This is a genomic window from Methylomonas rosea (genome assembly GCF_024505055.1).
Classification (GTDB): Bacteria; Pseudomonadota; Gammaproteobacteria; order Methylococcales; family Methylomonadaceae; genus Methylomonas; species Methylomonas rosea.
In genome coordinates this window covers 48,117-59,884 of record NZ_JANIBL010000004.1, presented here as the reverse complement: position 1 = coordinate 59,884, position 11,768 = coordinate 48,117, and the positions used below count along the sequence as shown (strand labels likewise).

General features: G+C 49.6%; 12 protein-coding genes. 6 read left to right on the top strand and 6 right to left on the bottom strand.

The features are described 5' to 3' along the window. Positions 1–72 precede the first annotated feature (72 nt). Together NP589_RS02325 and NP589_RS02320 are read left to right on the top strand one after the other, a co-directional pair. On the top strand, positions 73–348 hold the full coding sequence (locus NP589_RS02325; RefSeq protein WP_256605502.1) for a late competence development ComFB family protein: 276 nt from the start codon (positions 73–75) through the stop codon (positions 346–348). Between the two features lie 71 nt (positions 349–419). After that, a complete protein-coding gene (locus NP589_RS02320) occupies positions 420–623 on the top strand; it encodes a hypothetical protein (RefSeq protein ID WP_256605501.1) in 204 nt (67 codons plus the stop codon). A gap of 78 nt (positions 624–701) precedes the next feature. Here NP589_RS02320 and NP589_RS02315 read toward each other — a convergent pair whose 3' ends face one another. The 4 genes from NP589_RS02315 to speE all read right to left on the bottom strand — a co-directional run bounded on the left by NP589_RS02315 (position 702) and on the right by speE (position 4,050). After that, positions 702–1,397 carry an OmpA family protein gene (locus tag NP589_RS02315; protein WP_256605500.1) on the bottom strand — a complete coding sequence of 232 codons (696 nt, stop codon included), beginning with the start codon at positions 1,395–1,397 and terminating at the stop codon, positions 702–704. Between the two features lie 35 nt (positions 1,398–1,432). Then, positions 1,433–1,870 carry an exosortase system-associated protein, TIGR04073 family gene (locus NP589_RS02310; protein WP_256605499.1) on the bottom strand — a complete coding sequence of 146 codons (438 nt, stop codon included), beginning with the start codon at positions 1,868–1,870 and terminating at the stop codon, positions 1,433–1,435. A gap of 161 nt (positions 1,871–2,031) precedes the next feature. After that, on the bottom strand, positions 2,032–2,946 hold the full coding sequence (locus NP589_RS02305) for a GGDEF domain-containing protein (RefSeq protein ID WP_256605498.1): 915 nt from the start codon (positions 2,944–2,946) through the stop codon (positions 2,032–2,034). A 258-nt stretch (positions 2,947–3,204) separates the two neighbouring features. After that, a complete protein-coding gene (gene speE / locus NP589_RS02300; RefSeq protein WP_256605497.1) occupies positions 3,205–4,050 on the bottom strand; it encodes a polyamine aminopropyltransferase in 846 nt (281 codons plus the stop codon). Positions 4,051–4,133: 83 nt separating this feature from the next. Between speE and speA the strand changes: the two genes are divergently transcribed. The 4 genes from speA (at position 4,134) to NP589_RS02280 (ending at position 8,920) form a co-directional block, all read left to right on the top strand. Next, positions 4,134–5,960 carry a biosynthetic arginine decarboxylase gene (speA, locus tag NP589_RS02295; RefSeq protein ID WP_371929638.1) on the top strand — a complete coding sequence of 609 codons (1,827 nt, stop codon included), beginning with the start codon at positions 4,134–4,136 and terminating at the stop codon, positions 5,958–5,960. A 76-nt stretch (positions 5,961–6,036) separates the two neighbouring features. Beyond that, the gene (locus NP589_RS02290) at positions 6,037–6,645 is read left to right on the top strand and encodes a GDSL-type esterase/lipase family protein (RefSeq protein WP_256605495.1); all 609 of its coding nucleotides are present in this window, start codon (positions 6,037–6,039) and stop codon (positions 6,643–6,645) included. 72 nt (positions 6,646–6,717) lie between these two features. Beyond that, positions 6,718–7,584, top strand: a complete 867-nt coding sequence (locus NP589_RS02285; RefSeq protein WP_256605494.1) for an NAD(P)-dependent oxidoreductase — start codon at positions 6,718–6,720, stop codon at positions 7,582–7,584. A gap of 16 nt (positions 7,585–7,600) precedes the next feature. Beyond that, entirely contained in the window at positions 7,601–8,920 is a 1,320-nt protein-coding gene (locus NP589_RS02280; protein ID WP_256605493.1) for a UDP-glucose dehydrogenase family protein, read from the top strand. A gap of 497 nt (positions 8,921–9,417) precedes the next feature. Here the strand turns inward: NP589_RS02280 and NP589_RS02275 are convergent, their stop codons facing one another. Together NP589_RS02275 and NP589_RS02270 are read right to left on the bottom strand one after the other, a co-directional pair. After that, the gene (locus NP589_RS02275) at positions 9,418–10,194 is read right to left on the bottom strand and encodes a retron system putative HNH endonuclease (protein ID WP_256605492.1); all 777 of its coding nucleotides are present in this window, start codon (positions 10,192–10,194) and stop codon (positions 9,418–9,420) included. Continuing rightward, the gene (locus NP589_RS02270) at positions 10,178–11,590 is read right to left on the bottom strand and encodes an AAA family ATPase (RefSeq protein WP_256605491.1); all 1,413 of its coding nucleotides are present in this window, start codon (positions 11,588–11,590) and stop codon (positions 10,178–10,180) included. Before NP589_RS02270 ends, NP589_RS02275 begins: the two co-directional genes overlap by 17 nt. Between the last annotated feature and the right edge of the window lie 178 nt (positions 11,591–11,768).

Below are 11,768 nucleotides of genomic sequence, written 5' to 3'. Positions count from 1 at the left end.
GGACTAGGCCCGAAAGGATTCTCGGCTATGCTTAGCTAGCAATTTTAGCCAATGTCATGCCAAGAGGTCTTTATGCTGAATATTAGTAATTATTACGAGCGATTGGTGATAGACCGGCTGTGGAAGCTTGCCGAGCAGGCCGACGAGCCGTTCAGTCAAGCATTTCAGGAAGACGTCGCCTGTTTGGCGCTGAATAAATTACCGCCGTGTTATGTGCGTAATACCATCGACAAGGGCATTAACGTCAGCGAGCAGCAATATCAGGAGATGGCCAGTGCTGTCGATATGGCGGTGGAGCAGGCGATACAGCAGGTTTTGCGTAGGCCCCGCGAGCACCGGAATGATTGAATATTGGGCATCGCCGGCCGCTGAGTCCGAAGTGTAATGTCCAATAGCCCCCGAATAGGTTTTATAAATCCATGAAAAACACTTTGATTTTTTTACTAGTGGCTTGCGGTTTGCCGGCTTGCGACTCGGCGCCGACCGATAAGGCTAATCCGCCGGCAGCAGTGCAGCCGCCGCTTGCGGATGCAATCAAGCAACCCATGGATCAGGCCAGAGATGCGGAAAAGCAGATTTTTGAAAGTGCGGACCGGCGGAAACAGCAGGCAGACCAGATGTGATGTGGGGCAGAGATTCGATAATCGATGTTATTGAATCTCTGCCGCCAAGCACCCTGCCGCTAGCAGGGCGGGTTGGACTTACTTCAGTTTAGGGCAGTCGAGATAGTCGGGATGCGCGGAAATAACCACGGCAACGCGGTGATTCTGATCCGCCGTGTTATCTGGGCCGCCGGCTTCGCCGATAGCTTTGGAGACCAGTTGCGAGGCTCTGGCGCCATTTTTAATCAGCAGTTCGCTAACGGATTTAGCTCTTCTTTCCGACAGCGCCTGGTTAGCGGCTGGTTTGCCGACTGTGTCGGTAGAAGCCGTTACAGTAGCTGTTGAGTCGGGGTGGTCGTGTAAAAAGTGACCGATATGACTGATGGTATCTTCCTTGGTTTTAAACGGCACGTGGCTACCGGTTTTGAAGTAGGCTACGGTTTCATGAATCGTTTCCACGTGATGATGGTTTTGTGAATGCGCCTCGGTCAGCCACTGGCAATACTCTTTTTCCGAGGCCAAAATGTGTGCCGCGGCTGATTTTGCAGCCTCCTGCGCTTTTAGGCTCTCGTCTATGTTCCAGTAGTAATCGTTTTGCCAATGCTTCAGTACATGGTTAGCCGACTTTAAATCTTGTTCAGCCTTTGAGGCGTGGAGCAAGGCTTGACCGTAATGGCCTTTGGATGCGGCATCAATTTCAGCGCTGAGTCCAGCCACATCTTTTTTGGGCGTGGAACAGGCGGTCAGCGATAGAGCCAGAACGGCAAGCGGGATGTATACGTATTTTTTTTTCATGATCTTATCCTCTAAATCGAGCGGTATCGTCCGCGTTACTTGCCATGGTCCAGCGTGTCGGAATAACCGTGATCCAGCGGGCCGTAATGAGTCCAGTAACCGGGGAAATGCAGGCCGAAGTAACGGGTATCTTCGCTAAAACGGTCCCAGACGTATGGCGGAGAGATAAATTCATCGGTGGGTATCGGCGAGGCAATCAGCTCCGCCACGCCTATCAGGGTGCGGCTGACCGTGTGAGCCACGCCACGTAACACGCCCCAACTCGAACCAAGCAGGATGTTTTGGTCGTGAGTGATGTTGACCACGTTTTTAGGGATTTCGATAAAACTGAAAGTGGTGTTAGCGAAGCCTTGGCTGACTCTGGAAGTAAACCCCGCCAGATAACCCGGATGGTTTTCGTCCGCATGTGCCGTTTGGCTTGCCAGTAATGCACCTGACAGTAAGCAGGTGGTGAGGAATTTATTTTTATTCATGTTAGGTACTCCCGTGGTGTTACAAATTTAATTCTACTGACGTGCTAAGCATAGCAGCAGAATGCCGAAAACACTGGAAGTCCGACAGTAACGCACGGCGCAGAGAAATGCAAATACCTTATGCGACCAGATGTTTGTTTTGCCTGGTTTGCAAATCAAAGTTATTGGGTGTTGATTTCTACGCGATTTCGGCCGTTTTTCTTGGCGCGGTAAAGGGCGTCGTCGGCCGCTTGAATGATAGCTTCCAGGGATGTGTCGGTGACTACCCGGCACGAGCAGACGCCAATCGAAATGGTGGCAGGTATCTGCTGATTTTGGTATTGAAACGTATGCTGCATCACCGTCAGTCTGATGCGTTCCGCCAAAGCGGCTGCGGCATCGCTGGAAATCTCCCGCAATAACATGATGAATTCTTCACCGCCGTAACGGGCCAGAAAGTCCTCTTGGCGCATTTCCGCATTCAGAATTTTCGCCAATTCCTTAAGGACTTGATCGCCGGCGAGGTGGCCGAAGTTGTCGTTGGTTCGCTTGAAATGATCGGCGTCGCACATCATCACGGTCAAGCGGGTTTCGTTGCGTTTACAAAAAGACAACTCCTGTTGCGCACGCAACATGAAGGCGTTGCGGTTAAGAATGTTGGTCATCGAATCCAGATTCGCCGCCGCGTAAAGTGCCTGTTCGGATTTGGCTTCGTTGAAGCGTTTGTAATCGATTTTTAGGTAGGTGTCGCCCAGCCGGATTCTGTCGAGCAGTTCGAGTTTATGTTTTGCGACGCGCTTGCCGTTGACGTAAGTGCCGTTGGTGGAATTTAAGTCTTCGAGCAGGATATGCTGGCTGTTCACCGATAGCATGCTGTGGCGCCGGGAGACTTTCGGATCGGGAATCAGAATATCCACGGCCGGTTCGCGGCCCAGCACATGTTGGTGATTATGTAATTTAAATTGCTTGCCTTGTTCGCTACCGGATAAAACCACTAAATAAGGCTCCAGCTCCGAAAGGTCGCGACCGTTTTCGGATAATTTGCCGACTAAGGTGTTGGACAAGATTAACTGGGTTTTGTCAGGAGGCGTGGTCATCGGTTGATTCCTAATCATCTCCTGGCGAGGGTGTTGAAATAAGCTTTTGGGATTGTTCGGCCAGCCGCAAGATTATGTCGTCGAGCGGGTAAGCGCTGTAGGTGCAACCTTACGATTTGTAGTGTCTCAGATAGTCCGACAGCTATCAAGGTCAGTGATGTCGAGCTTAAGGTAGTGAAGCGGTTTGAGAGTGCTGTGCGGCGTGAAATACTGCTCGGCGGCAGCCGAAGCGCGGATCCGCTTCGGCTCGTTTCCGGTTTAAGCGAAGGCTTTTTTGAAAAACTCCGGCATGGCTAGGCTGGCTTTGTGGATGTCGCTGTTGTAGTAGACAGTATCAAAGCCCTTGTTGGCAGCATCCTGCTCGCGGAATGTTGACAAGTCGGCTTTACTGGCCATCGTCGCGCTCCACCAGCCGGACGGGTAAATACATTGCGGGAAGAATACGGTTTGGAAGTTTGCAAATCCGCCTGCTTTCATTTCCTCGCGCATTTCCTTCAGGATTTTCATATGCAGCAAGGCAGATTCGCTTTGTTGCACCACGATACCGTTCTCGCTTAAGGCTTTGTAGCAATCTTTATAAAAATCGGCACAGAACAAGCCTTCCGCAGGGCCGACCGGGTCGGTGCTGTCGACGATGATGATGTCCACGCTGTTCGGCGCAGCGTCTTTAACCCATTTTATGCCGTCGATGAATTTCAGATCGGCGCGTGGATCGTTATTGGACTCGCACAGTTCCGGAAAATAGATTTCCGCCAAGCGGGTGACGCGCTCGTCGATGTCGATTTGCACCGCTGATTCAACGCCGGGATGTTTCAATACTTCGCGCAGGGTGCCGCAGTCACCGCCGCCGATAATCAATACGTTTTTTGGATTGGGATGGGTGAACAATACCGGATGGCTGATCATCTCGTGATAAAAGAAATTATCGCGGGTGGAGACCATGGTGCAGCCATCGATCACCATCAGATTACCGAACTGTTCGGTTTCGTAGATTTCCAGAAACTGAAATTCGGATTGCTCCTCGTGGAGTTTACGGGTGATTTTTAGTGAGAAAGCAGTGCCGGTAGCGGTTTGCGCTTCGCTGAACCATTGGTCGTCGAGCATGATGAAGTCCTGTAAAAAGTCATATAACGTTCATCATTATACTTTAGAATTTCTACCTCTTTATGACAGTCCGAGTAGAACGCGTGCGAACACAACCCTGGTCGATTGAACAGTCCAAGCAGCTTTACGCTATCCAGCAATGGGGTAACGGTTATTTTTCGATTAATGACCAAGGCCATGTCTGCGTGAAACCGCAAGCGGATTGCGTCACCGAAATCGATTTATTCGACATCGCCCAGGCCTTGCGGGACAAGGGTTTGAACTTTCCGGTATTGTTGCGTTTTACCGATATTCTGCGCGACCGCATCCGCCAGCTACAGCAGGCATTCGATCAGGCCAGAGCTACTAATCATTACAGCGGCCATTACACGCCGGTCTATCCGATCAAGGTCAATCAGCAAGGCAATGTGGTAGAAAGCATCGTCTCCGCCGAGCATATCGGCCTGGAAGCCGGCAGCAAACCGGAATTGCTGGCAATTTTGGGTTTGGCAAAACGCGGCGGTACCATTGTCTGCAACGGCTACAAAGACCGGTTTTACATCCGTATGGCCTTGATGGGCCAGTTGATGGGCTTGTCGGTGTTCATCGTCATCGAAAAGCCTTCTGAACTAGAGATGATCATCGAAGAAGCCGCCAAGCTGCAAGTTACGCCTTTGATCGGTTTGCGGGTGCGCTTATCGACCATCAGCGCCGGCAAATGGCAAAACAGCGGCGGCGAAAAATCCAAGTTTGGCTTGCATGCCAGCGAAGTATTGCAGCTGATCGCCCGCTTGCGGCAATTGAATATGCTGAATTGTTTGCAGCTGATGCACTTTCATATGGGCTCGCAGATTGCCAATATCCACGACATCAAGCTGGCTTTGAAAGAAGCTGGTCAGTTTTATCTGCAATTGCATAAACTCGGCGCCAACATTACGACTGTGGATGCCGGCGGTGGCTTGGGTGTGGATTACGATGGCAGCGGCTCACGGCGCGAATGTTCGATCAATTACAGCGTGAACGAGTATGCGGAAAACATCGTCCGCGCCTTCGCGGAGGTTAGTCAACAACACGGTTTGCAGCAGCCTAATATCATCACCGAATCCGGCCGGGCTATTACGGCGCATCATGCGGTGTTGATTACCAATGTCACCGAAGTGGAAAGCCTGCAAGGTGCTGCCATGCCGGTGGAAATAGCCGGGCAAAATATCGCCGAGGCTTATCACAATGCCCAATTTAACATGGCCGAAGCCCGCGCCAAGTTCGTGCAGGGCGATTTGTCGTTGACCGAATTGGCCGAAGCGGAAAAGCACTATGTGAGTTTATGCCAGCAGATTCAGCGCGAGTTGAACCTGGACAATCACCATCACCGGGAAATTTTGCAGGAACTGGACGAAAAGCTGGCGGACAAGGTGTTCTGTAATTTTTCCTTGTTTCAATCGATGCCGGACATTTGGGGCATAGACCAGATTTTTCCGATCATGCCCATTCATCAGCTGGGACAGCAACCCACCCGGCGCGCGGTTTTACAGGATTTAACCTGCGACTCCGACGGCCGTATCGACCAATACGTCGATCATCAGAACATCGCCAATACCATGCCGCTGCATACTATCGCGGAAGATCAGGATTATCTGATCGGCTTTTTCATGGTCGGCGCTTATCAAGAAATTTTGGGAGATATGCACAATCTGTTCGGCGATACTCATTCGATTAATATCGAACTGGACGAGCAGGGCTATCGCTTCGGCGATTTCATGGAAGGCGAGGATGTCAGCGAGTTGCTGGACTACGTGCATATCAATACCGAAGCCTTAAAAACAGCCTATCGGCAAAAGCTCGATGGCAGCGGATTGTCGGCCGAACAAAAGCAGACTTTCGAGCAGGAACTGCTGGCCGGATTGAACGCTTATACCTACCTGGAAAAATAAGGAAGACTCCAGGGCTCCGGACGTCCGGGATCGATAACGGTAAGGTGCCCAAGCGTTTAAGGAGTCGAGGGCGAACATGAAAATATTCCTGATTGCCGTGGCATTGCTCTGCGGCTGCATGGCCTGCAATAGATCGGCGCCAACCATGAGCAAGCTGCCCGATAACGCTGTGATTCTGGCGTTCGGCGATAGCCTGACCTATGGCACCGGCGCGTCGGCACAGCATGATTACCCCAGCGTCCTGGCGCAGATGAGCGGTCGCGAGGTGATTAACGAAGGCGTTCCTGGGGAACTTAGCGCGCAGGGCCGGCAGCGTTTACCGGCATTGCTGGATGAATATCGGCCCGATTTATTGATTTTAATCCACGGCGGCAACGATATTTTGCAACAAATCGCGGCGGAGCAAACCCGCGATAATCTCAAAGCCATGATTGCCGAAGCCAGACAGCGCAACATTCCGATCGTTATATTGGGTGTCCCGGCGTTTGGGGTTGTGTTTTTACGCAGCGCGAAAATTTATGAGGAGATTGCCGCGTCCGAAGGTGTGCCGAGCGATCTGGATACTGTGCCCAACATTCTGGCAAATAACGCGCTTAAGTCGGACGCGGTTCATCCCAACGACTCCGGATACCGGCACCTAGCGGAAAATATTGCCGCGTTGTTGCAAAAGCATGGCGCCCTGTAATCCGCGGCACGGTCTGTCGATGCCGGACTAAGGCGCTATAATGGTCCGAACAACATTACGGGGGGATATGACATGCGGGTAGGCTTGATCGGATTGGGGGCCATGGGCCTGGGCATGGCGCGCAATCTTGCCAAGGCCGGATACTTGACCGCCGTTTACAATCGTACCTTTAGTAAAGCCGAGGCGTTAGCGGCGGAATTGCAAATCCAGGCTTGCGAGACTATCGAACAACTGGCCGGTCAAGTCGACGTGGTATTGATCTGTGTGTCGGCGGATAAAGACGTATTGATGGTGGTGGATGCTATTGCCAAAACCATCCAACCCGGCAGCGTGGCGGTGGATATGTCCACGGTCAGCAGTGAAACGGCGACTGTCGCGGCGCAAAAACTCGCGGAAAAAAATACCGCTTTTCTGGATGCGCCGGTGTCCGGCGGTGTGGAAGGCGCTAACAAAGGCACGTTGGCAATGATGGTCGGTGGCGACGCACAAATTTTGGCGCGGGTTCGTCCGGTGTTGGCGGCCATGACCGCACGTATCGAACACATAGGTGGCGTTGGCGCCGGGCAAGCTTGCAAGGCAGTGAACCAAATCATGTGTGCCGGTATTAACCAGGCAGTAACCGAAGCCTTGGCCTTTGCCGAGGCTCAAGGTTTGCCGGTGGAGAAAGTCATCGAGGTGGTCAGCGGCGGCGCGGCCGGCAACTGGTTCTTGGATCACCGCGGTAAGACCATGATCCAAAACCAATTTCCCCCCGGTTTTAAATTGGCGCTTCATCATAAAGACTTAAAAATAGCTCAGCATATGGCTCAGCATGCCGGCGTAGGTTGCCCGCTAACCATTGCGACGCTTGCTGACTATGCCAAACTGATGGCCAAAGGTTATGGCGACGAGGATATTTCCGCGTTGTATCGTTTAAAACAGAAACGATCTTCCAATTAGTTTACAAGGTGTAACGATGAAAATTACGGTGTTTGGCAGTGGATATGTAGGTTTGGTGACGGGTGCCTGTCTGGCAGAAGTGGGTAATCAAGTGCTGTGCATGGATGTCGATCAACGCAAAATCGACCAACTCAAGCAAGGCGTCATTCCAATCTACGAGCCGGGTTTGGACGAGATGGTTAAGGACAACGTCGCCGCCGGTCGCTTGAGCTTTACTACCGACGTGAAAGAAGCCGTGGACTTCGGTTTGTTTCAATTTATCGCGGTGGGTACGCCGCCGGACGAAGACGGTTCGGCCGATTTGAAATATGTGTTGGCGGTGGCGAAAAGCATCGCCGAACACATGAGCGATTACAAAATCGTCGTCGATAAATCCACCGTGCCGGTCGGCACCGCCGATAAAGTCAAACAGGCCATCAAAGATGTATTGGCCGAGCGCAGTCAGGAATTGGAGTTTGACGTCGTCTCCAATCCGGAGTTTTTGAAGGAAGGTTCGGCGCTTGACGATTTTATGAAACCGGACCGGATCATCATCGGAACCGATAACCCCAGAACCGCCGAATTGTTGAAAGCGCTTTACGCGCCGTTCAACCGTAGTCGGGAACGGGTGATCACGATGGACATTCGTTCCGCCGAGCTAACCAAATACGCCGCCAACGCCATGCTGGCTACCAAAATCAGCTTCATGAACGAGTTGGCCAACCTAGCGGAACGATTGGGTGCAGATATTGAAAACGTCCGCCACGGCATCGGTTCCGACAGCCGCATCGGCTACAGCTTTATCTATCCCGGCTGCGGCTACGGTGGCTCCTGTTTTCCAAAAGACGTCAAAGCCCTGGAACGCACCGCCCGCGACTACGGCTATCAAGCTGAATTACTCAGTGCGGTGGAAAACGTCAACGATCGGCAAAAACACCGCTTGTTCGAAAAAGTCTCCACGCATTACCCAAGCGGCGTGAAAGGCAAAACCTTTGCGTTGTGGGGCCTGGCCTTCAAGCCCAATACCGACGACATGCGCGAAGCTCCCAGCCGGGTATTGTTGGAAGCCTTGATCGATGCCGGCGCGACAGTACGAGCCTACGACCCGGAAGCGATGGAAGAAGCGCACCGTATCTACGGCGATAAAGCCGGATTGGTGTATTGCGCGAAACAGGCGGATACCTTAAGCGATGTGGATGCGTTGATCATCGTCACCGAATGGAAACAGTTCCGCAGCCCGGATTTCGATGACTTGGGTCGTTTGTTGAAAGACAAGGTGATATTCGATGGGCGGAATATGTATGAGCCTAGGTTGGTGAAACAGTTTGGGTTGCAGTATTACGCGATCGGAAGGTAATACTTTCCCTCTCTTGCTGGAGAGGGTTTGGGTGAGGAGAATCAAAACCTTGCCTCATTTTCTTTCTTGGAAGGTGTCGCTGGCGCGACGGCTGGTTTTAATGTCGGGTCTCGGCCCGACAGCCGAGGTACTTTCTTTTGCTCCGCCAAAAGAAAGTACCCAAAGAAAAGGCGGCCCGGATGCCGCTTTGATCCTGCGCGCCGAAGCTTTTATCGAGGGTCGGCAGAAGGGGCTTCCCAGCCCCTCCGCCGACGCACCGCATCCATGCGGCGCCCCTTCGGGCTGTTCTCGATAAAAGCTCCGGTGCTCGGCGCGGCATACGGGAGAAAACCATCCCGAAATTAGAAGTTGGTTGGCGTGTAAAAAGCGTAGTCTCGATGGAGTGTAACGAAATCGAATAATTGAAGGCTTCAATTATCCCGGATTCCGCTTATTGGCGACCTGAAAATTACATTTACGGCCTTGAACTTCGCATTGTTCCCTGTCTACGTTTCTGGTTATCCGTTGTAATTCTGGATAGTTAAGTGTTTTTCGGCGTAGTGGCTTAATAGGATTCGACGAGTTGTAAAAAAGCTTGGCCATTTTGTTCGAAACCAGTGTTCGGCAAGTTTAGGTAAGAAATTTACATCTTGACGTACGCGGGCTTTTTTTAATGCTAGGTTATATTGATTTAGTACAGCTAAGCGTTGTTGATTCAGACGATCACAATTAAGATTCAGATATTCAATGGTTTTTTCAATCAACTCTTCTATTGTGTCGTAATGGTTGTGTTCAATGTGGAGTTGTTCGTAATCCTTTTTTGCTTTTAACTCCCCCGTACGTTTATCCAGATCAAATAAGCAGGGAACTGTAGGTATATACAGAGGATTTAATAGATGACCCTCACATGATGTCGGTAATATTCCTTTATTTATTAAACGGTCCTTGTGCGCATCGCAGCTTAGATTTTCTGGTAAAGGGTGTGCGCTTAGGCTAATATCCGACCCGCCAAGACACACTCCTATTACATTATTCCAGTCCAAATTCCAGTTATGGTTTTGACTGGTATTGTCCGATTTTGGATGAAAATGTTCGATCCTTTGTTTATAAGCTTCTTTTGGTTTCTCCTCACAAAAAGCACATAAACCACCTTGGTCGCTAAAAATTAAAGCCTTAATAGTTTTGTAATCTTCGCTGAGATTTATATTACGGAACTCCTCCCAATTTGAATGTGGTTGTTGTATCGCAAATTCAGTTAAATTGTTTGGAGGAAATGATTTATTGACTTTCTTCAATCTCTTGCTCCCATTGGCGATTTTCAATGTAAAGATCAGCTTTTGTGAGCTCAGGCTCATTGCCCTGATAAATAGCATCAAGTTTAGTACGCATTGTGATAGCCTCTTCATCTTTCCATTTGTCGGCATACACTAAATCTAAATATTCGGTTAATAACTTTGTATTTGGATCGTTTTTCGGGCGTGGGTCGACTCCAAAAATACGTTTGAGAATACGTGATGCCTCGGCTCCCTGAGTACCTGCTTCTGCAGAATAAACATTATTACCGTCCAATATACGAATTTGATGGCTAGGTACTGTCGAAATAACTTGAGGGCTATGCGTTGTAACAATAAACTGAATTTTCGGAAAAGCCATAGTTAAACTGCCCAAAATAGTTTGTTGCCATGCTGGATGCAAATGCATATCCACTTCATCGATCATCACAATACCATAGGTTTCTTTTATAGCGTGTAAGCCTAAGTGAGGATTAAGCTTGATGCAGCGATAAGCAATATCTCCGACCATTGCCAATACGCCACGGATACCATCACTGAGTAACTCAACTTTTAAAATGCCATGTTGCTCATGATTCAAAACTAATGATTTTTCGTGGCTAATGCTATATTCCAACTTATACCAACCTGTATCTAATAAAACACTGTCGATGGCTTGTTGGATTACCTGTATTGTGTTCTTCCATAAGGAGTCGGCTTCAGGCGAAAATCCCTTTTCAGCTAGCATAATCTGATCTTCCCGATAGCTTTCAAAAATCCAGGCAAACCATTCGGCAAAATGTTTATATGAAGAAGAGGGATCGAGACAATCACGATAGGCGAATAGACGCATATAAGAATCCGCGTTTTGTTTGTTCTTTTTTGCGGATTTAGCTTCTGTTAAACGTTTTTGACTCCAAAGCCGTCCAGTTCCGTAATAGCCTAAAATTGGCAAATCAGTATCTGGGCTTTCTGGGTTTCTAACTTGAGCTTGCGCAATTGATGCCAAAATTTTGATTAGTTTAGAAGCAAGTTTATCTTTAGTTTTTGTGCCTTTTGCCTCACTCTCCCTTATACGCGCCCATTCCCATGTTTTAGAGAATCTTTCAAAGCCGACTAAATTAATATTCCAGTCTCCTTTTAAAGCGATGGAACAAGGGAGTTGACGCGCGAGTTGTCTATCACGCATTTTTAGTATTCGTACATCATCAACACTTATATTGTTTCCCGTATCACTCGCTGGATTTCGGGCTAAATCGAATCCCCTGACAAAAGGCCACAGACCTATTCGGATTGCATCGAGAACCGATGATTTACCTTGCCCGTTCTTTGCCACAAGTACGGTTAACTGTTTATCCAGATCAATGGATAAAGATGCGAAGCAACGAAAATTAGTAATTTGCAGGTTTTTTAATTTCATATGGCGGTTAGTATTCAGCAGGATTACTTATAAGTGCTACGATGCGGGCACAGTACAAAGCCAAGCGATACCTGTCAATGGACAGCGTTACCCCGTTCAAAAGCGAGGAACGCAGGGAATGAGCGGCGTCCGGGTGGTCTTTTCTTTGGATACTTTCTTTTGGCCACGCACAAATTCG